Origin of the sequence: Anoxybacteroides rupiense (assembly GCF_014196195.1) — a bacterium.
GTDB classification, from domain to species: domain Bacteria; phylum Bacillota; class Bacilli; order Bacillales; family Anoxybacillaceae; genus Anoxybacteroides; species Anoxybacteroides rupiense.
This window is the reverse complement of record NZ_JACIDF010000004.1, coordinates 77,184-101,309: the sequence shown is the minus strand read 5'-3', so window position 1 is coordinate 101,309 and position 24,126 is coordinate 77,184. Positions and strand designations below refer to the sequence as shown.

18 protein-coding genes and 8 pseudogenes are annotated in these 24,126 nt (G+C 35.2%); 19 read left to right on the top strand and 7 right to left on the bottom strand.

Features of this window, described 5'->3' with window-relative positions:
- The first annotated feature begins 678 nt into the window (after nucleotides 1–678).
- The 7 genes from GGQ95_RS08290 (at nucleotide 679) to GGQ95_RS08260 (ending at nucleotide 6,252) form a co-directional block, all read left to right on the top strand.
- The gene (locus GGQ95_RS08290) at nucleotides 679–990 is read left to right on the top strand and encodes a hypothetical protein (protein WP_042412217.1); all 312 of its coding nucleotides are present in this window, start codon (nucleotides 679–681) and stop codon (nucleotides 988–990) included.
- A gap of 225 nt (nucleotides 991–1,215) precedes the next feature.
- The gene (locus GGQ95_RS08285) at nucleotides 1,216–1,431 is read left to right on the top strand and encodes a hypothetical protein (protein WP_042412206.1); all 216 of its coding nucleotides are present in this window, start codon (nucleotides 1,216–1,218) and stop codon (nucleotides 1,429–1,431) included.
- Nucleotides 1,432–2,459: 1,028 nt separating this feature from the next.
- Nucleotides 2,460–3,503 carry a ParA family protein gene (locus tag GGQ95_RS08280; RefSeq protein WP_042412200.1) on the top strand — a complete coding sequence of 348 codons (1,044 nt, stop codon included), beginning with the start codon at nucleotides 2,460–2,462 and terminating at the stop codon, nucleotides 3,501–3,503.
- 81 nt (nucleotides 3,504–3,584) lie between these two features.
- Nucleotides 3,585–3,851: a hypothetical protein gene (locus GGQ95_RS08275; RefSeq protein WP_042412198.1), complete on the top strand. Its 267-nt coding sequence runs from the start codon at nucleotides 3,585–3,587 to the stop codon at nucleotides 3,849–3,851.
- 664 nt (nucleotides 3,852–4,515) lie between these two features.
- On the top strand, nucleotides 4,516–4,962 hold the full coding sequence (locus GGQ95_RS08270; RefSeq protein ID WP_042412194.1) for a hypothetical protein: 447 nt from the start codon (nucleotides 4,516–4,518) through the stop codon (nucleotides 4,960–4,962).
- A 213-nt stretch (nucleotides 4,963–5,175) separates the two neighbouring features.
- The gene (locus tag GGQ95_RS08265) at nucleotides 5,176–5,637 is read left to right on the top strand and encodes a putative iron-sulfur cluster-binding metallochaperone (RefSeq protein WP_066329618.1); all 462 of its coding nucleotides are present in this window, start codon (nucleotides 5,176–5,178) and stop codon (nucleotides 5,635–5,637) included.
- Between the two features lie 180 nt (nucleotides 5,638–5,817).
- Nucleotides 5,818–6,252 carry a hypothetical protein gene (locus GGQ95_RS08260; RefSeq protein ID WP_042412221.1) on the top strand — a complete coding sequence of 145 codons (435 nt, stop codon included), beginning with the start codon at nucleotides 5,818–5,820 and terminating at the stop codon, nucleotides 6,250–6,252.
- A gap of 249 nt (nucleotides 6,253–6,501) precedes the next feature.
- On the opposite strand, the pseudogene GGQ95_RS08255 reads toward GGQ95_RS08260, so the two are convergent.
- From GGQ95_RS08255 to GGQ95_RS08240, 4 genes and pseudogenes are all read right to left on the bottom strand, one after another.
- Nucleotides 6,502–6,597, bottom strand: a pseudogene (locus tag GGQ95_RS08255) (IS6 family transposase); the annotation flags it as partial.
- Nucleotides 6,598–6,616: 19 nt separating this feature from the next.
- Nucleotides 6,617–6,862 (bottom strand): annotated as a pseudogene (locus GGQ95_RS08250) (ISNCY family transposase); the annotation flags it as partial.
- A gap of 288 nt (nucleotides 6,863–7,150) precedes the next feature.
- Nucleotides 7,151–8,171, bottom strand: a pseudogene (locus tag GGQ95_RS08245) (IS1595 family transposase).
- A 25-nt stretch (nucleotides 8,172–8,196) separates the two neighbouring features.
- The gene (locus tag GGQ95_RS08240; protein WP_240371505.1) at nucleotides 8,197–8,895 is read right to left on the bottom strand and encodes a transposase; all 699 of its coding nucleotides are present in this window, start codon (nucleotides 8,893–8,895) and stop codon (nucleotides 8,197–8,199) included.
- Nucleotides 8,896–9,432: 537 nt separating this feature from the next.
- Between GGQ95_RS08240 and GGQ95_RS08235 the strand changes: the two genes are divergently transcribed.
- From GGQ95_RS08235 to GGQ95_RS08195, 9 genes and pseudogenes are all read left to right on the top strand, one after another.
- On the top strand, nucleotides 9,433–10,209 hold the full coding sequence (locus GGQ95_RS08235; protein ID WP_042412223.1) for an amino acid ABC transporter substrate-binding protein: 777 nt from the start codon (nucleotides 9,433–9,435) through the stop codon (nucleotides 10,207–10,209).
- A 73-nt stretch (nucleotides 10,210–10,282) separates the two neighbouring features.
- Nucleotides 10,283–10,942 carry an amino acid ABC transporter permease gene (locus GGQ95_RS08230; RefSeq protein WP_042412226.1) on the top strand — a complete coding sequence of 220 codons (660 nt, stop codon included), beginning with the start codon at nucleotides 10,283–10,285 and terminating at the stop codon, nucleotides 10,940–10,942.
- A 15-nt stretch (nucleotides 10,943–10,957) separates the two neighbouring features.
- Complete coding sequence (locus GGQ95_RS08225) at nucleotides 10,958–11,704, top strand: amino acid ABC transporter ATP-binding protein (protein WP_042412228.1); 747 nt, start codon at nucleotides 10,958–10,960, stop codon at nucleotides 11,702–11,704.
- Nucleotides 11,705–12,194: 490 nt separating this feature from the next.
- Nucleotides 12,195–12,380: pseudogene (locus GGQ95_RS18310) on the top strand (ArsR/SmtB family transcription factor); the annotation flags it as partial.
- 727 nt (nucleotides 12,381–13,107) lie between these two features.
- Complete coding sequence (locus GGQ95_RS08215) at nucleotides 13,108–13,449, top strand: hypothetical protein (protein ID WP_043968591.1); 342 nt, start codon at nucleotides 13,108–13,110, stop codon at nucleotides 13,447–13,449.
- Nucleotides 13,450–13,807: 358 nt separating this feature from the next.
- Nucleotides 13,808–14,752, top strand: coding sequence for a plastocyanin/azurin family copper-binding protein (locus GGQ95_RS08210; protein WP_042412237.1), 945 nt, complete (start codon nucleotides 13,808–13,810; stop codon nucleotides 14,750–14,752).
- 117 nt (nucleotides 14,753–14,869) lie between these two features.
- A pseudogene (locus GGQ95_RS08205) lies at nucleotides 14,870–15,259 on the top strand (DUF302 domain-containing protein).
- A 147-nt stretch (nucleotides 15,260–15,406) separates the two neighbouring features.
- Nucleotides 15,407–16,705, top strand: coding sequence for a cell wall-binding repeat-containing protein (locus GGQ95_RS08200; protein ID WP_369818787.1), 1,299 nt, complete (start codon nucleotides 15,407–15,409; stop codon nucleotides 16,703–16,705).
- Between the two features lie 788 nt (nucleotides 16,706–17,493).
- On the top strand, nucleotides 17,494–18,006 hold the full coding sequence (locus GGQ95_RS08195; protein ID WP_042412420.1) for a QcrA and Rieske domain-containing protein: 513 nt from the start codon (nucleotides 17,494–17,496) through the stop codon (nucleotides 18,004–18,006).
- Nucleotides 18,007–18,130: 124 nt separating this feature from the next.
- On the opposite strand, the pseudogene GGQ95_RS18830 reads toward GGQ95_RS08195, so the two are convergent.
- The 3 genes and pseudogenes from GGQ95_RS18830 to GGQ95_RS08185 form a co-directional block, all read right to left on the bottom strand.
- A pseudogene (locus GGQ95_RS18830) lies at nucleotides 18,131–19,208 on the bottom strand (YncE family protein).
- A gap of 488 nt (nucleotides 19,209–19,696) precedes the next feature.
- A pseudogene (locus GGQ95_RS18140) lies at nucleotides 19,697–19,816 on the bottom strand (DDE-type integrase/transposase/recombinase); the annotation flags it as partial.
- A 69-nt stretch (nucleotides 19,817–19,885) separates the two neighbouring features.
- Nucleotides 19,886–21,292 carry an amino acid permease gene (locus GGQ95_RS08185; protein WP_231883488.1) on the bottom strand — a complete coding sequence of 469 codons (1,407 nt, stop codon included), beginning with the start codon at nucleotides 21,290–21,292 and terminating at the stop codon, nucleotides 19,886–19,888.
- A 166-nt stretch (nucleotides 21,293–21,458) separates the two neighbouring features.
- On the opposite strand from GGQ95_RS08185, the pseudogene GGQ95_RS18295 reads away from it, so the two are divergent.
- The 3 genes and pseudogenes from GGQ95_RS18295 to GGQ95_RS08175 all read left to right on the top strand — a co-directional run.
- Nucleotides 21,459–21,590: pseudogene (locus GGQ95_RS18295) on the top strand (ArsR family transcriptional regulator); the annotation flags it as partial.
- 481 nt (nucleotides 21,591–22,071) lie between these two features.
- Nucleotides 22,072–23,442, top strand: coding sequence for a sensor histidine kinase (locus GGQ95_RS08180; RefSeq protein ID WP_183186595.1), 1,371 nt, complete (start codon nucleotides 22,072–22,074; stop codon nucleotides 23,440–23,442).
- A 7-nt stretch (nucleotides 23,443–23,449) separates the two neighbouring features.
- Nucleotides 23,450–24,121, top strand: a complete 672-nt coding sequence (locus GGQ95_RS08175) for a response regulator transcription factor (RefSeq protein WP_042411692.1) — start codon at nucleotides 23,450–23,452, stop codon at nucleotides 24,119–24,121.
- The last annotated feature ends 5 nt before the right edge of the window (nucleotides 24,122–24,126 follow it).

Here is a 24,126-nt window from a genome sequence, read left to right as displayed (position 1 = left end):
TATTACTATTCATCATACATAATCACTTCACCTGCTTAAAGTTTTAACTACGAAACACTTCATATCCCACTTCATACAACACCATTTAACACTACATAATCATCTCCTTAATTTGCAAATCCGCTCACTACACATTTGATTCCTTGTATTTTCCGATTACAAAAACTGTGCAGAAGACCTTCAGTTAAAAGATACTGAAGGTCTTTTTACGTATGGACATAGTGACCCAACCAAACAGGTCATTCAGAAAGAATTTACAGCACTTAAAAACAAAATTTTTATCTACGAAAAAAGTTTTTATTTTCTGAATTTTGTTTTTATCTACGAAATAGACATAATTTTTTTGTAGATAAAAAATAATAAAATTGCTTAATAATTGGAAGTTGAAAGTCACAAAGAATCTATAGAAAAATTTTATTAATATATTAATATTGGAAATAAATGTTTTTATCTACGAAATCGTCACAAAGCCTATTAAATTAATAGATTGCGCTAATTATTAATGTGTTTTATACTCTTAATTACATCGAACAAAAATTTCGATGAATAGTTTTTGAGGAGGTGAATTAGGAGAAGTATAGCACGGTAACAATTATATTACCAAAATAATTTGATTTAACAGGAGGTGAAATATCTGAAAAATTAGTGTTTTTAAAAAAAGAAAAGGAGATGGTGTTAATGAAAAAAATTATCAACAAAAAAGTGTATGATACAGAAAAAGCAACGCTTGTTGCGGAGTACAGTAATGGTCTTCCGAGCAGTGACTTCAGACATGTTTATGAAGATTTATATATAACGAAGTCTGGTCAGTTTTTCTTGCATGCTCAAGGAGGTCCATTAACGAAATACAGTGAGTCAGAGGGGAACCTAACGTGGGGGATTGAAACGATTATTTTGTTAAGTAAAGATGAAGCGTATGAATGGCTTGAAGAACATGACAAAATTGAAGCGATTGAAAAGTATTTTGGTGATGTGATTCAAGAAGGGTGATAAGAAGAGGTAAGACAAAACATATGATTTCTGCTAAATATAAAGACTAAAACAAACGCCCTGTACATTCATAATATACATGTAATACATAACATACAACGATTTTCGGCAAAACAAAAAGTTTTAGAATTAAAAAATAACACATTTTCTAAAATACATATCAAAGATGAATTCATAGAAATGGAGGAATGGGACAGTGCTTTAGAAAAGAGGAGGATGATGCGTATGTTAAATGCGGTTGGTGTATCAGAAAATGATAAACAGATGGAAGATTTCAAAGAATTAGTTATCTTTTGGGGATTAGAACCGTTATTTACTGTTGGTGTAAAATTTAAAAATGGGCTGTATTTAGGTGTATCGCTGTATGGTCACGAAGATTTTCCAGATTGCTATGCTGTAGGGCTTAATGAGGCAAACGATGAATTCCGTTGGTTTTTTTAAGGCAGAGAAAATTTGGGGGAACAAATCGCTAGAGGAATTGGTTGGTTGGGGTATTCTATAATTGAGAGTTGTATTGTTGAGGGAATATGTACTATAGATGAACTAGGTGAATATCTAGAACATGTCTTATCTCAATTAAAGGAAGATAAGTCGCGTACATATTTCAGTGAACAAGAGATTGGTCATATAGAAGAGAAGTATAGAAGCGTATTAGAGAAATTGATTTTTGATCTTACTAACTAAAGCGATTTAAGGTTTAATTATTATATGAATAGTCAAGAAGTGAAGAATGTTGATAAATGGAAGGAGGGTGTTTCCCTCCTTATTTTTATGAAGTACGCGTTTCATCAAACTTCCTTATAGCATAATCCTTCTTGCTAATATAGGAACAAGAAGTTAATAACAATAAGAATCATGCGCTTAAAATAAGGTCATTATTATACGTCAATTCATGCACATGTTGCAAATTCTAACCGATGAAAACTACCCATGCTAATCGCTTGAATTTTGTTCAAATTGCATATAGTGGTTAAAATTGTAAATATTCATGTTAATTATCGTTTATTAATAATGAATATGAATATTCATAATTCATAATGATTAGTATTGATAAGATTCAATAATATTCATTATAAGTGGTTAATAACAAAACATAATCATCATTTACAATAAATTTTTTTCATAAAGAAGATGAAAAAAATGATTTTTTTCATACATGTGTCTCCTACATAGGTAAATTAGTCCGAAGAAATGAGATAAAAAACGAATAAATTAGGAGAAAATAGATTAATAGCAGCATAAAATCATTTTGGCTTTAAAACGGCTTATATCGCCTAAAATGGCGAATTTCGCTATACTCTTTTAACACAGGTTAAAGGAGGTAGTCGAAGTTAGGCAAAACAAATTTCAAGCGTGCATTCGATAAGGTTTTATAAAAATTTTGTCATTATCTGAAGGAATTTTAACAAACGGGGCGAATTTTTGCTAATAATTCTTGAATGATATTGTTTTTGGGGAGCGATGTTGTTATGGCAAAAATTATCTCATTGTTTAATAACAAAGGTGGAGTAAGTAAGACTACTACTACGTTTCATTTGGGATGGATCTTGTCTGAAATGGGAAAAAGGGTCTTAATGATAGACGCAGATTCCCAATGCAATTTAACTGGTTTATGTCTTAGTTTGGCTGGAACTGAGGATATAGAGGAGTTTTATAATCATAGTGGGATTGACAATATAAAAACATCGCTTGATCCGGTATTTGGAGGATTGCCTAGAAGGTTAGAACCAGCCAAATGTTTTGAGTTTCCTAACAGAGAAGGCTTGTATTTACTGCCCGGACATATTGGATTTGCTGAATTTGATATATCTATGGGGGTTGCACAGGAGCTAACAGGTAGTTTAAGAATGGCTCAGAATATTCCGGGGGCAATTAATTACTTGATTAACATTACTTCTCAGGAATACGGTTTTGATTATGTGTTAATTGATATGAGCCCAAGTGTATCCGCAACGAATGCTAATTTGTTAATGCAAAGCGATTATTTTATCGTTCCTTGCAGTCCCGATTATTTTTGCAATATGGCCATCAATTCACTAACCAGAGTTCTTCCTGAATGGAAAAATACATATGACAATATTAGAAGACATTCCATTTTTCAAAATGCGGAATATCGTTTTCCTGATACGCTTCCAAAGTTTATTGGTACAATACTTCAACGATACAGACCGAAAAACGGTGTTCCTGCAAGGGCGTTTCAATCATGGATCGATAAGATTAATCGTAATGTTGCTACGAATCTAGTGCCAACTTTGAGGGAACATGGCATGCTGATTGAAGAAGAAAGGTTCGGTCCAATCAGAGAAGATGTGGAGCCTTACAATCTAATAAATATCTCAGATTTCAATGGGCTGATTGCTCAGTCGCAAAAGTATAATGTTCCTGTCTTTGCCTTGTCTGAAGAACAAATTGAACAGTCAGGAAAAGTTTTATCTAACAGTATTAATTCAAGAGATGAATTTAGATATACATTTACGCAGTTGGCACATAAGATTATTAGATTGACTTCTTAGAAGTGTGTACTTTTTTATTGAAAAAACAAGGGAATCCCTCTCCTATTTTGAATCAGATGAGTGGAAAGGAGGGGGATTTTTATGGTTAAAATTTTGCTTGAATACGATTTGCTTATATTCCAATGTTGCTTTAAATATACGGTATTCAAATTTACAAACATCGATAAAACGTATTATGCTGCCGTAGTAGAGATGTCTGATCGAGGAGGAGAATTTGAAATCATTCAAAGCAAAGTGCTGAATGATCTGTCTGATGCCAAAAAATATCTTTTGGAGTTAAACGAATTAAATTTTCGATCTGATGATATCGATGAGTTAAATGAGTCAATTCATTTTTTGGAGGAGTAGAAATAGGGGTAAAAGCAATTCGGATAGGGGAGCCTATTTTGGATTGCTTTTTTTGTATGAAAAAGAAGGGAATGTATGTTCGTTAAATAATTATATATGTGAAATTATTTAACGAATGAAAGGATTGAGCATGCTCATGTCAAATAGGGAAAAACAACAAGGGTTAAGGGAAAAAAGTTTTATTAAGTTTAGACACGATGATTATATTATTGTAATTGCTAGGCATAATCGTTTCGCATGGATAAAACATACAGACAGCAAGTACGTGTACTTTATGTACATCACACGTTTACAGAAAAGTTTTATCGGTCACAACACATCTGAAGTGGCGGAATTTAATATTTTATGCTTTTGCGGCATGTATAACAATTTTATGCATTTAATTCAAAACATGATGCCGATTCTATCCGAATACATTTTGGACTCAAAAAAGATAGTGGAGATCGTTATGTTATGTGAAGATTTGTATGAAAATGATGCAGATTGTCCAGATTGAGAAGGAATATCATAAAACGGCAAGGAGACAATCCTTGCTGTTTTATCTTTAGCTAAAATCATTATTTTTTAAAATATGAATAATCATACAAATTAGGTCCTGTTTTTTGCTCCCGATCGAGATATAATCATTTTAATCGATTAAGAATTCGTGGGAGGAATGATTGCTATGGAAAGAATTTTGCCTAAAAAGCGAGAGAGACGCATCTTTTATACGTATAACTTCGTTTTGATGACATTCTTAATCTTGATCGCTGCTAAATTATGTCTAGATTATTTTCCGTACGGTTTTTGGTTATATGCAATTATTGCGTATATGACAATGTTCGGAGGTGCTGTCATTTATAAGCGAATGTATATTCCAACATACGAAATTATTGTTATACAAGATGGGAAAGAGAAGATACCGGTAATCTTTACTTATGCCATGCTTACAGCAGTGATGATTGTTTGCATAGTTGGTGGCATTCTGATATTTTTCCACCAACGAAATGTTTTTTCTTCTGTTTTTATCCCTTTCTTCTTTTTCATGGGCGCGTTTATATGGGAATTGACCCTTAGTCAGATGATTGATATTTTGAATGAAAAGGAAATCAAGATTTCTATTAAACGCTAGTTGGTGATTGGGTGATATGTGTCTTATTTAAAGGCTCTACCCTGAAATAATTGTGGAAACTTTTGCTGTTATTTCATTCATCAATGTGCCAATTATTATTGGCAAGGGTGTCTGTTAAAGAACTATGTTGATTTTCTTGTTCAACGAGGCAGGATAGTTGAAGAAAAATGATATAATTTCTATATTGGCACGTTGGAGAAGGGGGGTTAAAACTTGGCTGATTGTTGCAATGCAAAAGAACAAATTTTTGAAAATAGCGATTCTGCAATATGTCCCTCTTGTAAATCAAAAGGAAAAAAAGTGAAATTAATTACGTTAAAATCAATGCTAAAACCAACAAGATTAGACTCTTTGAATGCAGGTTTAACTCATTATTTTTGTTCATCAAGGGATTGTGATGTTGTCTATTTTGATGCGGGTAAAAAAACGTATCTTTTATCAGAAATCAAGGTTCCTGTGTATCAAAAGGATGACTCTTCAACAGTACCTATTTGCTATTGTTTTGGTTGGACAAAAGAGAAGATTGAGGAATATGTAAAAAAAGGACTTGGTTCTAAACCTGTGAACCATATTCGTGAAAATATAAAAGAAAACCGGTGTGGGTGTGAGGTAAACAACCCTCAAGGTAGTTGCTGTTTGGGAAATGTTACAAGTTATATCAATAAACTATCCTAATCAATTTTTTTGAACGAAAATAAAGAATTTTTGTAAAAGAAAAGAACTTTTTACAGCCGTACTTTTTTCTTTTATCGAAAAATACTTATGTTGTTTATTAAAAATGTCATTTCATACTTATCCGGTCTTTTAAAATTTATGTTAATCTATATTCAAACATAAAAAAGGGGAGTGATTTAAATGAAAAAGGCAGTTGTTTACATTACCTATGGAAAAGAACAAGTAAATCCTACATACGAAGAAGATACTTTAAAAAGAATAGAAAAATATTGTTTTATGAACAATATTGAAATTGTAAAGGTGTTTAAAGATGTATTTGATTTTGAGAGAAGAAGTCCCATTCTTCTAGAAAGGGAAGGAATAATGTTATGGAAAGAAATCAATAATAATCGAGCAATAAAACTTCTGATCACCAACGATTTCGATAATTGTGTAGATTTTGATTATGATGTTGATATTTTTGAAGAAAAACTAAATTTTTTTCAACTTGAGCATATAGATATCTCAATAATAAATTTAAGTGATGTTCAATTAGATGAAGAAACACAAAAACTTTTAGAGGATCAGGTAAAGGTTTTTAAAAATTACAGAAAAAATAATTATTTATGTTTATAAAAAATAAAAAATGATTCCGACATAAATTAGTGATATATGCGTAATAATTTGAAAATCATTGCATCATTTAAACATAATGTGTACAGCTATAAAGCTGTACCTTTTATTTATGATGGATAATACATAACACGGTTCTGGTGCGAAGACGATTCATAAAAAACTAAGACATGAATTTCCTGCTAGCTTACGGATTATGATGCGATGTGAAACAGTTTATAATGAATCTTTTCGATTTTGGGCAGACTTCACACGAAAACTTAAGTTGTACCATGGGTACCATCTCACTGTAAGAAGGATGACTTCAGGCTGATAATGTTTCTATTTGAATAAATGTTGGTTTCCCATACTAGATGGTGTTGTAAAACTAGAGTAAAAACTCAAAATTATGCATAATAATGCATAACTGTACATGCAGTAAATAGCGATGAAACCCATACCAACGCGGTTGTTCTAATCCGTCATTCTTTAACTGATTAAATGTCTGTTCAATCGTGTTACGGAAACGGAACATCCACTTTCCTAATTCTGTTTTCAAAAATGAAGGCATGACCCGACCATAGGAATCTTTTCGCTCCTCACTATTTCGTGGGTTAATCGGTGAAATAAAAAGTCTGTTTTCTAAAAGATTGTTGCTAAAGAGGTTGAATACCATTTTGTAGAATAACAGAGTGGAGGTGTGTAGAATAATGGATAAGAAAAAATCCATCCAATATGGCTATTATCAATTTTTATTAATGCAATTGCTATGGGAATACTCGCATTTAACCATTACATGTTTAAGCAGAAAGGAATAGGGCTTGTCGTTCTTTTAATGTCACTATCCTTCATGTTTTTTATCATGACAATCATTGGGTTAATAATAAACAACAAAATTGACCGTACAAAAAAATAATAAAAGTTATGCTTCACTTAGATGTTGAACGGTAGTAAAGTTTACCTTTCGACAAGATGAGAGAAGCATTTCCTTCACACGTTCTTGAAACGGCATTTTCTTATTCAATTCAAGAAAAAGATGCCAAAACAAGTAGTTATCAAGGTATTTTGTTTCTACACCTTGAAACCTGTTTATCCACTTTTTCAAGCAAGTGTGATATCCATTGACGTGCTGAATATGGTAAATTCCTTTCTTTGTATAGATACCTTTACGAACATTAATGGCTTCGTGTTGTAGTCCCTTCATCGTAGCAAATTTTTTATAGTTTGTTGCTGTATCTGTGCATAGCAAAGCAGAGGTGTCGATATGTTTTCCTAACACCCCATCAATTTCCATAGCCGTAATACGACCTCTTCCTGCCATTTGGGAAAGGATTTGTCCGTTTCTATCGTGTGCAACCACCACACAAATTTGTTCTTTAGAAATACCACGTTTTTTTTTGCTACACCGCCACGTTTACGAGCCTTTCTGTGAGCGATGAACTTCTTGCCTTTTTCACTTTCTAAAAAGTATGTCTCATCACTTTCCACTATCCCTTTTAGTGTTGAATGACCAAGCGAACGAATAACGTTAAGAATTTTATGTCTCCAATAAAACGCAGTTGAAATGTGAATATCAAGTACTTTGGATATCTTTGGCAATGTATAACCTTCAATCATCATTTCAAAGTATTTCAACCACTTGTGAGGGTATCTTGTTCCTGACAATGGGCTACCTGTCATATCATTGAATGACTTCCCGCAACCCTTACAGAGATAGCGTTGACGAGAACGATATTTTCCATTACGTTTCATAGACATACTTCCACAATGAACACACGCTAATCCTTTAGAAAAACGAGTTTCCCGAATTTCTCCAACCATTTTGGAATGTCGCCTTTTGGCTTTGGAAATAAGTTTTGTTTAATGGCTCTAAACAGTTCTAACTGTTCTTTCTTCGGAAGTGTATAAAAGTCTTTGTAAACATCGTACCAAGCCATTGCCATACGGAACACCTTTTCTACATTCTTTTTATACATTATGTTCTATATAGCAACAATTTATGCGAAAATAGCCAATAAAAAAGATCCCAGTTTCTTCAGCCATGTTACGAACATTTTCACTATCATAGGCGGCATCTCCCAAGGCAAACTCAATCTTCCATTTCTTTAAAGATGGAAATAACTCAAGTGCAACAGACGCATCATGTTGATTCGCTGTTGCGAAAGCATGAGAGAGGATGATTCCTTCCCTAGTTGTACAAAGATGCAACTTATAGCCTTTGAACCATTTATACCGAGTGAAAATTCCCCATCTAGCTTGAGAATCGTAGAAACTGCTTCGGAGTGCCGTACTGTCAATGATGACGACATTTGGACACCGAACACCTAAGTCTTTGAGAAGTTGGGAGTTAAAAACGGAAAAACCTTGTTCTCGAAACCATTTCCCTGCCCGCGAAAACGTAGAAAGATGAGGAACCTCATTAAACCCACAAATCCGCCGGAAGTAGCCAAATCGATCCAGTATGTCCACTAACTGAGGTAAAGAGTTAATAGAAAAATAAGTTTTCAAAAAGAAACACTTTAACAATGACTTTTTTGAAATCAGTGGTTGACCTGTCACATAAGGTGTTTCAGGTAAAGAAAGTTGGTCAATGTATTGAAATAAAGCCTGTAAAAGAGGATCGATTTCGCTAGACAGTGCATGTTTGATTACAATATTGGAAATCATGATAGTGTCCACCCCTTGGAATGAAGTATTTTTGGTCACTGTATATGATTTCCAAGATGGGTGGATTTTTTGCGTGCTTTTATGCATCCATTATGTGTTTTGCAACACGTTCATATTATAGAAAACCATGTTTCTCACCAATCCCCTTCATCATCATATAACAAGATAATTAGCAAATGCTTTAGTATGATAATGTGCTAAAAAATTCCGTTGACATTCATTTTTATGTTGTGTTATTTTCATCTTACGATAATTTATTACTCTAATATATTATCGAATTAAAGCGTATACGGGAGGGATATCTTCATAGAGGCAGTCATCATAGAATTTTAGTCATTCTTGTATTGAGCTTATTTCATGTAAATGTTGTCCTAACTCTTGTTGCAGATGCATTTGCTGTTGGTTTAGTGGTGACTGGCAGCGAGGGCATTCAAACTTATTGGACATGCAAGAGATTAACCAAAGATTATTAAAAATATTAATATTTTAACGACTAAAGCAAAATGATAATTAGTTAAAGGAGGTTATCTACAAAGTATGAAACGTATAGCAACTATTATTCTGACCATGGCAGCGGTATTCTCGCTCCTTATAGGATGTTCCAAATCGGAGGAAAAAGAAAAAGACAACACGCTGGTGATTGGCATAGACGATAAATTTGCACCCATGGGATTCCGGGATGAGAATAATGAAATCGTAGGGTTTGACATTGACTACGCCAAGGCAGCTGCCGAAAAAATGGGAGTAAAGGTTAAATTTCAACCTATCGACTGGAAAACAAAAGAATCTGAGTTAAGCAGTGGACGGATTGATCTTATTTGGAACGGGTACACCATCACTGAGGAGCGTAAAAAGAAGGTTCTTTTCACAAAGCCTTATATGAAAAATGCACAGGTTGTTGTCACCCTGGCTAATTCAAACATTAACAAACTTGATGATTTAGAAGGCAAAGTGGTTGGCCTTCAATCTCTATCTTCTGCAGCCGATGCGTTGAATAAAAATCCGATTAAATCCAAGATCAAGACGGTTACGGAGTATGCCGACAATGTTCTGGCATTGAAGGATCTAAAGCTGGGCCGTGTTGATGCAGTAGTTATTGATGAAGTTTTAATTAAATATTACATGTCTAAAGAGAAAAATACCTATAAACTACTCGATGAATCCCTTGCACAAGAAGAATATGGAATAGGCGTTAGAAAAGGTAATGAGGAACTACTCAAGAAACTTCAAAAAGCTCTCGATGAGCTGAATGAGGACGGTACCGCCGCCGAAATCTCTAAAAAGTGGTTTGGCGAAGATAAGGTATTAAAGTAAAATAGACCGAAATAATATTAACAAAACAGGATTTCCGTGAGAAACCCTGTTTTGTTTTTGGAGGAATTCTTTCATGTCCATAAATTATTTCATTTCAATACTTAAGCCAATGCTAGAAGGGGCGCAGATGACAGTCCTCTTGTTTTTGATCGCCATTGTGTTGTCAATTCCGCTGGGCTTCGTACTAACACTTGCTGTAAGAAGCAGCTTCAAGCCTGTATCCTGGTTTGCGCAGATCTATATATATGTGATGCGCGGTACCCCATTGCTGCTACAGCTGCTATTTATATGTTTTGGACTACCTATGCTCCCTGTGATCGGAGATTATTTGGTACTAGACCGCTTTGTCGCAGCATGTTTGGGATTTACTTTGAACTATGCTGCATATTTTGCCGAGATCTTCCGCGGCGGTCTGATGGCTATTGATAAAGGTCAATATGAGGCCGCCCAAGTCCTTGGTTTGAATAAATGGCAGACGATGACGCGAATCATACTTCCACAAATGTTCCGCATCGCACTTCCTGCCGTTGCTAACGAATCAGTTACACTGGTTAAGGATACCGCACTGCTCTATGCTGTTGCTGTACCGGAATTATTACACTATGCACAGACTGTTGTGAACCGTGATTTTACAATCGTGCCTTTCTTCATCGCAGGTATCATTTATCTGATCCTAACGCTCTTATTAACTGTTCTCTTTAAGTGGCTAGAACAACGGTTCAAATTTGACTAAGAAGGAGTAGTGAATGTGGCTCTTATTGAAGTATCCAACCTCAAAAAATCATATGGCAAATTGGATGTATTAAAACAAATTACATTTGATGTAAATAAAAACGATGTAGTTGCTGTGATCGGACCCTCTGGCTCTGGGAAAAGTACAATGCTCCGCAGTCTGATCCATCTTGAAGAAATAGACGGAGGAAGCATCTGTATATCCGGGGAATATTTGGTGAGGGACGGAATCTACTCAAAACCGCAGGAGATCAAGCGGATCACCTCTAAGATGGGAATGGTTTTCCAGCATTTTAATCTCTTCCCTCACCTCACGGTTAAAGAAAATCTGGAGCTCGCGCCTAGGTTAGTAAAGAAGGAGTTAAATGCAGAAATCGAACGACGAAGCAAAGAGCTCCTAGAAAAAATAGGACTCTCTGATTGGGCTACAGCTTACCCAGGAAAACTTTCGGGCGGTCAAAAACAAAGAGTAGCCATTGCTCGGGCGCTTATGATGAACCCTGAAATCCTGCTGTTTGATGAGCCTACTTCCGCTTTGGACCCGGAGTTGACCGGCGAAGTACTGCAAGTAATGAAGCAGCTGGCTGAAGAGCACATGACTATGATTGTGGTGACACATGAGATGGGGTTCGCCAAGGAGGTTGCAAACCGAGTCATTTTCATGGACAACGGGGAAATCATCGAATCCGGTCATCCGACTGAGTTGTTTACTAACCCAAAGTTTGAACGAACGAAAGCCTTCTTGAAACGCAGTTTGAAATAATCCGGGACGCAGTCTATCAAATGTATAGAGTGATATACGTTTCATAGGGAAATCAGATTTTGCAATTCTAAAGACTTCGATACTAAAGCTGATCGTATCTACACCTTTCTCTGATAGGTTGATACCTAATAGATCATGTATTTCACTTATTAACACCTTACTACTTAAAAGGTATAATTATTAACTAATTAACAAACAAAACGTACTTTTAGCACATCCATAGTCTTGTTTTAATTAAAAAGCACTCTGCAAATATAAGCAGAGTGCTTCCATGGAATGGATTATCCCCTACAGATAGACAGTAAAAAAGAGAACAGTTGATATGATGTTCTTAGGAGTCTATCTGGGAGGGATTTTTTATGGCGAAGACTAGGAATTTGAATATAAAATAAGGCAAATCTTTTAACAATTTATTTACAAAAAATTTTTTGCGATAGAATTCAATTAATCAATTGAATAGTTAAATTTGTTTTTAGATGGGGATGAAAAATTGAATCCGAGAGAGTTTAAAGATTTCGTTTATGAACAGTTTGCGCGTATTGGAAAGACATTATCCAGTCCAAAAAGAATCGAGTTGTTAGACTTACTAGCACAGGGCCCAAAATCAGTGGAAAGATTGGCAAAAGAAACAAAAATGAGTGTTGCTAACACTTCACAACATTTACAGAATACATATGCTAAGTCTCTATACCTATATTTCGAAGCAATAGACTGTGAAATTACACAGATTGATTTATATGGTTCGAATCATCATGTTTATAGTATTGATGTAGTCAAGCTTAATAACAGGAATGGAATAACAAGCTTTCATGATAACGACATACATAATGTTACTGTGTTTGAGCCTCTTCCAGGTCATGGATCTTCATACGATCGAATGTTGGATGTTGGTTGCATGTTTAGACATTTAAGGTTAAATTTATGAGGTGTCTCGAGATAAATTACAAAGTAGGAAAATTACATTCTTTTCTGCGTTCTTTTCTGCGGGAATTGCATTTAATCATGATGAAGATATTGATTATTAAACAATAGATGAAACGATGAAGATGGGGTACAGCAACGATTCATAAAATATGGGGTCATAAGATGATTTATTTTAACCGAAATAATCTTCGGTACAGTAATTACGCTTAAACTGCTGTCTTTTATTTACCGAATTGCTTGGTACGCAAGGCATTCTACCGTAGTGGTCCGAAATAGAATAAATTGTTGCCGTACTTCTATTTCATCTTTTATAATCTATAAGTTATGTGAATAAGAAATTCCTTCGAAACAAAGTCTGAAAGGGATTTTTATAGGTTGTTAGATACATGGACTACATTATATCAAATTTTGGTTTTTAAAGGAGGTAGTTGGTAATTTTAATGTAAAATAAATATAAAAAGTATTGGAGAGGACTTATGATGGGTTTAATTATGACATTTGTAATGATACTTGTTTTTATTGCTTGTACTGTTGGTATTACTTTGAGCATTAAAAACAAGAACATTCTCAATAAACCAAGTTGGGGTATACTCATCTCTCTTGTTTTTCAATTACTTTTATTTACATTATTTTTTACAGAAGTATTAGCAAGTTTTCCGAAAGTAATCGCTCATCTTTTATGGTGGGGGGCAGTTTTAAGTGGTCTTATTTTTGGGATAAGGGATTTTAAAAATAACTTAATTACGTCTGTTTTAAGCATTCTTTTAAGTGTTTCTTTGGCTGGTCTGATGTTTCTTATGTTAGCCATAACTTCCATGTAACGATAATCTTATTGAGCTAACGGGTGTTTGAGTTTAATTAAAAAGAAAAAGGGAGAACACATATTAGTCATGTGTAATATGTGTTCTCCTTTATTTTTTAAGGCTTTTTATAATTTAGGTCTTGATAATTATTCGTTGGCACTCCTTGTTTATTTTTGATAAATTTCCAAGATTGACGGAAATATAATTAAGAAAATTTTGAAAAATAACCTCATTACATAAAGGATTATAAGTCCTGCTATTGTTCCAGACATTACGTTTATCCATATGAATTAATTTAATAAATTTAAAAAGGACTAACTAACCGCTTGCCCACATATATGTGTACAAATAAAAACTTACAGGGAGGGATCGTTCATTGTCGATTTTATTAACCGGAATCATTGTAACGATTTTATCTTTGATTGTTATTGTTTTCGTATTCATAAAAAGAAAGAAAATCACATGTATGGTCGGAATGATGGTGGCGATGGCTTTAGGAATGTTGGTCGGGCTAACAGATGGCTTGCTGGCCGGGATTTTGTATAGCGGTAACCTCTTTTTCTCAACCGTTTTAGGAATGGGTTTTGGGTTTTTAGCCGGTTTTTTGACCGGGCTGCCGATTAGTGTCATGGCCATCATAGATGGCGTTTTGTCAGGAATAATGGGCGGAATGATGGGAGCGATGTTAGGAGAAATGATTTCGCCGCAACACCAAAATTCAATGATTCGTGTAATGCTCGTCATATTTGTTGGGATGATTGGTATTGTTTTGTACATGCTTCAACAAGAAACCGGTTTTAACCGTTTATCTTTCATCAACAAAATATTCCATAATCCATTGTTATTATCAATCGTCTTTCTGCTGTTTTTCTACACATATAATCATTTAAATAATACGCTCGATCAAGGTCATAACGTGTCCATAAAAAATTCCCATATGAGCCACTCTATGACTAATAATAAGCTGTCTGGCTCTCCGTTGAATTTCAGTACAAAGACGAAAAAAGTAGTCATTGAAGCAACCGAATTTGCTTACTTCCCTAAAGATTTCAAACTTACCGTAGGGCAACCAGTAACCTTAATTCTCAAAAATAGCGGTGAAGTTGAACATGATATCGAATTCGAAAATATGAAAGTATCTCTTTTACAACAAAGTCATCATGGGAATCATTCAAAAAATCAAACAGTCCATATTCATTCTTTGCCGGGAAAAACAGCCGAAATCAGGTTCATACCGGTCGAAAGCGGTGTTTTTCGATTTTATTGTACGGTTCCTAGACATAAAGAATCTGGTATGGTTGGATTCGTTGAAGTTTCTTAACAAAGTGAAGTGGATGCCGAGACAATGCTCGGCTTTTTTATTTATATTATTGTTTAGTTTTACATACAACTAAGTGAAATAACATGCAATATGTTGGAGAAGGGTGGTTGAATGAAGGTGTTTCATTATACGATTGAAGCACAAAAGGAAATGAATGAAACAATAAATATGTTGGAAGAAAGTTTAAAAAGAGAAGGGTTCGGAGTTTTGTGGGAATGAATTTAATGTAACGGAAAAGCTGCAGGAAAAAGGGTTTAACTTTCTCAAATACCATTTGTGATTTTGGAAATATGTAATCCGCAAGAAGCAGCGCGTGTGCTTTCTGAAAACTTATTAGCAGGTTATTTTCTGTCATGCAAAATCGTAGTGTATAAAGAGAATGAAACAACAAAAATAGGTATGCCAAAACCAACCACGTTGATCAGCATGATGAATCATGAAGAACTGAAAAACTTAGCGGGGGACATTGAAAAAAGGTTGATATCCTGTATCGATGAATGCAGATAAATAGCTGCTAAAAATAAACCGAAAATAACATTGTTTAAATCTTTTGATAAAAAGCCTTTTATTATGGAATTTGGGAAAAGCTTAAAAGTAATAACGAATGGGGATAAATATAAAAAGAAAAGATTCTTTCAGGGAGGATTACACATGATCGGTAAATTACTTAGGGGAGTCCTAGTAGCCGTGCTACCTGTCTTTATCATTACCGGATGTAACAATCAAAACAATGACCATAATCAGATGGATCATGATTCGAAAGAAATGGATCATGCAAATATGAATCATGAAGATATGGATATGTCCTCCAATGATAAAGACAAAGATAACAAAACAAATGAAATGGAGTTCGCGAAGCCACCAAGTTCTTTCAACCGTTTAGCGAACCAAAACATCATGATAACAGCGACGAAAAACGTTACCCGTATAAACACAGATGATCCCATCAAATTATCCGTCATGGTTTCACAAATGGTTTGGCCTGCCACTCATAAAGAAAACCAGCCCGGCGGAATTATTTTAGTGCCTGTTGAAAACTGGCAAATGGCATTGGCAAGTGTAGACTTAATTCATCATCCGAACAACGGTCCTGTTTTATTTACAAAAGATCAAAAAATACCGGATGCCGTTTTAAAGGAAATAAATCGTCTTCAACCTTTAGGTACAGCTAACGGTACGCAAATCATGGTGATGGGAAATCTCAAGAAAAGCGAACTAGATAAATTAAAGAATTTTAAGATGAAACAAATTAGTGAAATAGATCCAGCTGCGTTTGCGAAAGAAATTGACCAATTTTACAGCGACATTGCTGGTAAGACTCCGCAAAGTGTGATTATTGGTTCTTTGGAAGATAAGGCGAAATTGTACACTCTTACAGCTGCCAATTGGATTGCCCACATGGAAGAACCGTTACTGTATGTTACGGCAAATGACATTCCACAACCAACCAAAGAGGCGTTACAGCAAAGAAAAGGAAAAGCAAATATATATCTTTTAGGTCCCGAATCAGTAATCTCTAAAAAAGTGGAAAACGAATTAAAATCATTTGGCACCGTTGTCCGAATAGCGGGCGATACACCGGTGCAACAATCCGTTTCTTTTGCTACCTACAAAGATGAAAAAACAAAATTTGGATGGGGACTAAATAATCCGGGGCATGGTGTATCATTTATTTCAACGAAAACCCCTGAACTAGCGATTGCGGCTGCGCCATTTTCTCATCTAGGAAAACACGCACCTTTAATATGGCTAGAGAATGGAGCACTAACAAAGGACGTATATGAATTTTTAGCTCGTTTAAAACCAACTTTTACGGATGATCCAACAGTAGGACCGTATAACCACGCATTTTTATCTGGTACATTCCGTTCCATCTCTTATCAAACACAAGGAATCATCGATGAAAAGCTCGAAATTGTTCCCGCAACCGGAGAAGGACATGTAGGACATTAGAAGCACGTAAATCTATATACGCAAAACAGCTTGCAAGCCGAGCAAGCTGTTTTTTTATTTTTGAAACTCGTGGTATTAATATGACGATGCAAACATATGGCATTCAACCAACATCAAAGGTTTTTGAATTATTCGCATATCATCACATACAACTTTTACAAGCTAATTTGCAATGATTCACGTTGTTTAAGAAACATGTAAGCAACAAAGTATGATTATGATGACAGAGCCATTAGAATTCTAATCGATTTTTGAAAACATCAAATTTCCATATAATAAATCTACGACAAAATTTTGCGAATTTTTACCCACACTTTCTCCATACTTTCTCCATACTTTTCCTTTATTCTAAAACCGTAAAAGGATGAAGGTGTAGAAAATGAAAAAACTTATTTCAGGTTTGTTTGTACTTGTTTCAGCTTTTGTGTAAGCTACAGCTGTTTTTGCGGCAAATAAAAATGATAATAATGATTGGGAACAAATGTTACCAATGATGAAACAAATGCATCCATATTTCTCAGAGAAACAATTATTATGAAAAATGTATGAACAGTGTCAAAGTAATGGAGATAAAATGATGGAACATATGATGAATCATGACAGAATGAACCAATAAACGATGAAACAAGAAGGACATATAAGTAATCATATCATATTGTAGGTTGCCGGAAAAAGAATTTATTTTGAAATCTAAAGCAATGCTTGGGATTGATGGACTGGAAGTTTGACGCAGATTAAGAAAAGGTGGAAATATCTCTATTCTTAAAGATGATAAGGAGGGAAGCTTTATGTTGAATAGGAGAGATTTTCTTAGCAGATCGTTAAAAGGAGCAGCTGGATTATTTGCTGTTTCGGTATTGCCCATAGGGCTAGCTGCTTGTAGTAACGATAAGAAAAATATCGATACAAGATCCATGGCCAATCTGGGGCCTTTAAGCGAGTTAGAAAAGGGAGAATTTCCGAAAAAGGTGCCATATAAAGTAAAAATAAAAGATGCATGGACTGAGCAGGAAATCGAGGGATTTGTGTATATCAATAAAAATAAAGAAGATAACTCTTTGTTAATTATGTCCCCAGTTTGTACCCATCTAGGCTGTATAATAGGAGATGCTGAATTAGAAATGCAAAAAAAGGGTATCCGCTTTTCTTGCTCATGCCACGGAGGGCAATATGATGAATATGGTATCAATGTAGGGGGACCGCCACCAAGACCGTTAGATATATTTGACTCTTACATTCAGGATGGCAATGTTTATATTGCTGTGCTAAGTCCGATAAAAAGGGAAAATAAAAAAGACTAAAAACTGGTGATTTAATGGGATGATGCCACAATAAAAACGAAAATCGGAAGAAAATCCTTTTTTCATATTCAGTAAATAGAGAAGACAGCAGGCTTGAAAACTCAACCTGCTGTTTTTTTTCTATTTATGGCATGACGCTGATTTCACCTACTTGAACCGTTTTTATTACTTTGTTTTGTTCTTTGGCAATGACACTAACCGTGTTTTTAAACACATATTGGTGACGAAAACATATTTATGATCCGGACTTGTGACTACTCCGTGTGCCCCTTTGCCTGTTTCAATCGCGGCAACTACTTTTTTTGCTTTTATGTTTATTTTGCTTACGGAATGAGATAGTGCATCTTTTGTCTCTTGATTGGCTACATAGGCAAACGTATCGTCGGAATCCATGTACACTTGAGCCGGTCCTTGACCGACAGGAACTTTGTTCACTTTGCCGCTTGCTAAGTCAACAATGGTAAGCGAATTCTCTGCATTTAACGTTACGACTAACGTTTTACCGTCTGAAGTAATGCCTGTTGTAACAGGAGTAGATCCTACTTTCATTTTCTTTTCTTCTTTCATTGTTTCTAAATTAAGAACGCTTACACTGTCTTCTCCCATGTTGGCGATATACGCGTATTTACTATCCTTTGAGATACGGAACCCATGAGGTCCTTTTCTAGTTGGAATTGTTTGGGTTACCGAGTAACTCGCCATATCAATCACAGAAACGTTATTATCTTCATTATTGGCTACGAGAGCGTACTTTCCATTTTCAGTGAAAACGATATGAACTGGATGATTCTCGACTTTCACTTTCTTAATTAATTCGTCTGTTTCTGTATTATAAATACCGCCATTCCTTTCATCTCCATGGAGTGATTATTTCCGTGTTGCATTTCCGGAACTAAAGTAGCACCGAGAATTTTTCCGTCAGGAGAGACTTGGACATTGTGAACGGCACCGTCTACTTTGATTGTTGAGACAACTTTATTCGTTTTTAAATCAATTTTTGAAATACTTCCGCCTTCATTAGCAGTAAAATAATATTTTTTCGCTTCGTGTTCTTTACTTTGTTCTTTTGTAGTAGTTTCAGACTGCTTATTTTGTTCACTCTCCCCTGAAGTAGCATCATTTTTTTGAGACGTAACCCCGCAACCTGTTAGAGCAAATATAAATAATGATAATAAGGTTACCGTGATGATAACTTTACGCATGAAATATTTCTCCTTTTTACTGAATTTAATCTAAAAACATGATAGTAACAAAAATATTGACTTGCTGTGACGAATTTCACAATAAAAATGAAATGGTTCCTAACAGTTACAATTTATTGAAATCCATAAATTATGCAAATTTATCTTGTAAAATAAAAATTATTTTAATTTATTTATTCAATAAGAAGGTGGAACTATTGTGGGGACGAAATTCGAAAGAATGATTCAAGAGTATCGATTGGACATGGAATCAGTTTATCAAACTTGGTTTTATAGATAATGCCCAAAGGTTAAAAGCATTCCGTACTATCCGAAACGGTGTTATAGAGGTAATTGATATAGAAAACAATACATTCAGAAACGACTTTAAGGAATCTTTGTTTTTCATACATATTTTGTTATTATATGGAGGAGAATGAGCTGATAAGAAAGGGACAAAAGTGAGAAAAATTTCGTTTAAATTATGATATTTTTTGTATTTGTAAGTCAGGGTAAGCCAGATGCTTATCGACTGTGATGACACTAGGTTTACAAATATGAGAAACAGCCAAGGCTTTCTTGAAAAAGCGCTTGGCTGCTTGTTTATCTCTTACAATTGATAGATAGTATCAGTATGTCCAGTTGCAGAAATTTTTTGTACCAGAATCCTATTTATAACTTATGATTATCCTGCTTTTCTAGTTTGCTTTTTTCATCATATATTTTTGCTCTTGGTGTGAATCTTTTTGACGCTTCATTTTATAGATAAAATAAATACTTAAACCTATAATCATCCAAATGCTGAAATACAACCACGTTTCAAGCGCAAGACGAGTCATTAAGAAGATACAACACGCAATTGTCAATATTGGAAGATATGGAACAAGCGGGGCCTTAAACCCTCTTTGCAGATTTGGATGTGTTTTGCGCAGTACAATAACGGATAAGGCCACCATCACAAAGGTTAACAAAGCGCCAATATTGACTAAGTTGGACAATGCCCTCAAATCAATAAATCCAGCAATTGCCGCTCCAGTAAATCCTGCAATCCATGTCGAAAAAACAGGCGCTTGAGAGTGTGAATGGACTACTGAGAACGGTTTTGGCAGTAAACGATCGCGACTCATAGAGAACAGAACGCGCACTGTTGCGTAAAGATAAACAAATATAACTGTTGTAATGCCAGCAATTGCTCCAACTGATATAACCCCTGCAACCAAATTTTGTCCGACTGCATGAAGCGCAAATGCCATCGCGTCGGAAACATTTAATAAATGATATGGAACCATTCCTGTTAAGACTAAGCTAACAATAACGTATAAAAGAGTGCACACGAATAAAGAAACGATAATGCCAATTGGCAAATCACGCTGCGGTTTTTTCACTTCTTCTGCCGCAGTTGCAACTGCATCAAACCCTAAAAATGCAAAGAACACTGTAGCAGTTCCTGCGAGAACTCCTTTCCACCCAAATGGTATGAATGGATCCCAATTTTCCGGTCGAACATAGAATATTCCGACAATTATAAATAATAAAATGACGGATAGTTTGATGGCTACCATCGTATTATTCACTTTCTTACTTTCTTGCACACCTTTTGACAGCATCCATGTCATCAGTAAAATAATGCAGACAGCCGGCAAGTTCACCATTCCGCCTTGCTGGGGCACTGCACTTAGCATTTTCGGGATATGCAAATGAAATCCTTCTAACAATGAGCGAAAATAAGCAGACCATCCATTTGCCACTGCTGCAACGGACAAAACATAAATTAAAAGTTGCATCCATCCTATTAAATACGCAACTACTTCCCCAATTGTTACATACGCATACGTATAGACACCGCCGGAAACAGGAAGAGCCGATGCTACTTCTGCATAGCAAAACGCTACAAATCCACACACCAATGCCGCCAGCATGAACGAAAAGATAATCGAAGGACCTGCATCATTTGCTGCTGCGACACCTGTCAACACAAGAATCCCGATTCCAACAATCGCTCCGATACCAAGCAATATTAAATCATAGGCACCTAATGTTTTCTGCAATGTTTTCTTTTGACTTAACAAGTGAGTAATTGACTTTTTTTGAAGTAAATTCATGATGTCTCCTCTCTCTTATATAACTTAGTTCAAAATGCCAGACATTTTGGTATTATATCATGTTTCTACTTTTTTCGACATATTTTTTAATTTTGATTTCCTAGAATTTATACCAAAAAGAGTTGAATTAACAAAAATATCCATGATACCGAAAAATGTTACTATATTTTTAGGTCCATATAATCATAATCATGGATTCTTATCAGAAAGAGTAAACTCAATTTCTTATCAAACGCAAGGAATTATTGATGAAAAACTTGAAATTATTCTAGCGACAGGTAAAGGACACGGAGGGCATTAGGCGTCTTGAAAGTTATGTAAAAAAGCTGTCTACTATAAGTAAGTAATTCAGTTTTAAGGTAGAAAATTTATAAAAGGTGAACATGGTAATCATGGCTTTATGCATAAAATATTTTCCTTTCTATTGAATCTATGGCTATGATAGCAGTAAGAATACGGATTCGTTGTGATAAATTTCACAATAAAAGTGAAATCGTTCCTGACAGTTACAATCCATTGAAATCCATAAATTCTGCAAATTTAGTTTATAAAATAAAAATTACTTCTCCTTTATAAATCGTCCAAAGCCATAAACAAGGAGAACATACATACAGATATTTATTCCAGAGTTTTAAGTCTCAACGATTTAGTTTTAATACCAATATGTCATTCAGAGAAGTTTGACTTAATCGCTCCGAATAAACGAAAAAAAGATCAAAAAACAGCTTTTCTAAACTATATAGAAATTAATTGAATTGGGCTGAATAAGGAAGGGACCAAAAATGAGAAAAATTTCGTTTAAATTGGGACTATTATTTTTTGTATTCGTATTAGGAATAGAGACGGTTTTATTTGCGTCTTTATATGTTACTCTGGTTCATTCTAGAATTAATGAGGAATTTGAACAGCTGTTGGCAAGGGGGAATAATCATCGCGATGTGTTAGAAAAAAGTTATAACCCTTCTACGTTAGAGCATGTCACGATGATGGAATCTGAGGCGGAGACGGACGTCGTTATTACCAATGACAAGGGGAAGATACTGTATTTTTCAGATCATATTTTACCATTTGCTAAAAGAGTAATAAAAAAAGCAAATAAAAACATTCCCCATGATGGTATGATTGTACAAAAAAATTGGCAAAGAGAGTCGTATATTTCGACAGTAAGCCCGATTCGGATTGACGGCAAGATCAAAGGGTATGTCTATATGTTTCAAAATACGGATTCTATTCAAAACATGATTTATAAGTTAAAGCATCATTTCCTTATGGTTGGAATTCTTTCCGTATTTTTAATGATTATTACGATTGCTTTCTTGTCAAGAATCATTACCATTCCTCTCATTCGCATGAAACAAGCGACCGAAAAATTGAGCAAAGGTGATTTTTCTGTTCGTTTGCAAGTAAAAGGGGAGGACGAATTGACGGAATTAGGGAAAGCCATTCAAACATTGGCGAGGGATTTAGAATACTTAAAAAAAGAAAGAAATGAATTTCTCGCCAGTATTTCTCATGAACTTCGCACCCCGCTCACTTATGTAAAAGGGTATGCGGATATAGCTAGGAGACCAAACATGGAGGAAGAAGAGAGAAATCGATATTTGTCCATTATCTACGAAGAAGCAGAACATATGCAAAAATTGGTGAAGGATCTTTTTGAATTAGCGAAGATGGATCAACATTCCTTTCAAATCCATAAGGAACCTACAAACTTATGTTCTTTCTTAAAAAAATTGCATGACAAAATGCATCCTGCGTTTCAAGCTAAAAAAATGTCTCTTGTATATTACTGCGATGGAAACATTACCGTCCATATAGACCAAAAACGTTTTGAGCAAGTGATGATAAATCTGTTAGACAATGCTTTAAAATATTCAGATCAAGGCTCTACCGTCTCTATTGATGCAAGAGCGGAGAAAAACAACATTGTGATGATCGTTTCAGACGAAGGCAGAGGGATCCCTGAAGAGGATTTGCCGCATATTTTTGAGCGGTTTTACCGAGTGGATAAATCAAGATCAAGAAACAGCGGCGGAACAGGATTAGGACTAGCCATCGTCAAGGAAATTGTGGAAGCGCACGGAGGATCGATTTACGCCGCAAGTGAATATGGAAAAGGAACAAACATGATCATTACCTTGCCGGAGGGATGAGCATAGCATGTACACGATTTTACTGGTTGACGATGAAAAACGAATGTTAGATTTACTTGATCTTTATCTTTCGCCTAAAGGATATCATTGCGTAAAGTGTGAGTCCGGTTTAGCTGCGATACAGTACTTAGAAAATAACAAAGTGGATTTAGTTTTGCTGGATATTATGATGCCAGAGATGGATGGTTGGGAAACGTGCAAGCGAATTCGGGAATTTTCTAACGTCCCGATCATCATGGTAACGGCCCGAGATCAAACAACGGATATCGTCCAAGGACTGAAAATCGGAGCAGATGACTATATTACGAAGCCGTTTGACGAATCCGAACTGCTGGCGCGCATCGAGGCTGTACTACGCCGTTCAGTAGGAAAACATTCGAAAATGGAGTTTCAAGGTTTAGTGTGGGATGAAGACGAACATAAAGTCCACTATCAAAACAAACCGATTTTTCTAACGCCGAAAGAGTTTGCCATATTGGGTCTGTTTTTGAAGCACCCAAACAGAGTGTTTAGTAGAGAACAAATCATCGTGTCATTATGGGGCTATAACGCAAATACAGAAGAGCGTACAATAGACTCTCATGTAAAAAATATTAGAGAAAAGCTTAGACAAGTTGGTTTTCCGATCGATCAATTTCTGCAAACTGTTTGGGGGGTAGGATATAAATGGGAGGCATAAGGCAA

Excerpts from the sequence above, each read along its gene's own strand:
- GGQ95_RS08290 (WP_042412217.1), top strand. The coding sequence starts at position 679 with ATGAAAAAAATTATCAACAAAAAAGTGTATGATACAGAAAAAGCAACG.
- GGQ95_RS08285 (WP_042412206.1), top strand. The coding sequence starts at position 1,216 with ATGTTAAATGCGGTTGGTGTATCAGAAAATGATAAACAGATGGAAGAT.
- GGQ95_RS08280 (WP_042412200.1), top strand. The coding sequence starts at position 2,460 with ATGGCAAAAATTATCTCATTGTTTAATAACAAAGGTGGAGTAAGTAAG.
- GGQ95_RS08275 (WP_042412198.1), top strand. The coding sequence starts at position 3,585 with ATGGTTAAAATTTTGCTTGAATACGATTTGCTTATATTCCAATGTTGC.
- GGQ95_RS08270 (WP_042412194.1), top strand. The coding sequence starts at position 4,516 with ATGGAAAGAATTTTGCCTAAAAAGCGAGAGAGACGCATCTTTTATACG.
- GGQ95_RS08260 (WP_042412221.1), top strand. The coding sequence starts at position 5,818 with ATGAAAAAGGCAGTTGTTTACATTACCTATGGAAAAGAACAAGTAAAT.
- GGQ95_RS08240 (WP_240371505.1), bottom strand. The coding sequence starts at position 8,895 with ATGATTTCCAATATTGTAATCAAACATGCACTGTCTAGCGAAATCGAT.
- GGQ95_RS08235 (WP_042412223.1), top strand. The coding sequence starts at position 9,433 with ATGAAACGTATAGCAACTATTATTCTGACCATGGCAGCGGTATTCTCG.
- GGQ95_RS08230 (WP_042412226.1), top strand. The coding sequence starts at position 10,283 with ATGTCCATAAATTATTTCATTTCAATACTTAAGCCAATGCTAGAAGGG.
- GGQ95_RS08215 (WP_043968591.1), top strand. The coding sequence starts at position 13,108 with ATGGGTTTAATTATGACATTTGTAATGATACTTGTTTTTATTGCTTGT.
- GGQ95_RS08195 (WP_042412420.1), top strand. The coding sequence starts at position 17,494 with ATGTTGAATAGGAGAGATTTTCTTAGCAGATCGTTAAAAGGAGCAGCT.
- GGQ95_RS08180 (WP_183186595.1), top strand. The coding sequence starts at position 22,072 with ATGAGAAAAATTTCGTTTAAATTGGGACTATTATTTTTTGTATTCGTA.
- GGQ95_RS08175 (WP_042411692.1), top strand. The coding sequence starts at position 23,450 with ATGTACACGATTTTACTGGTTGACGATGAAAAACGAATGTTAGATTTA.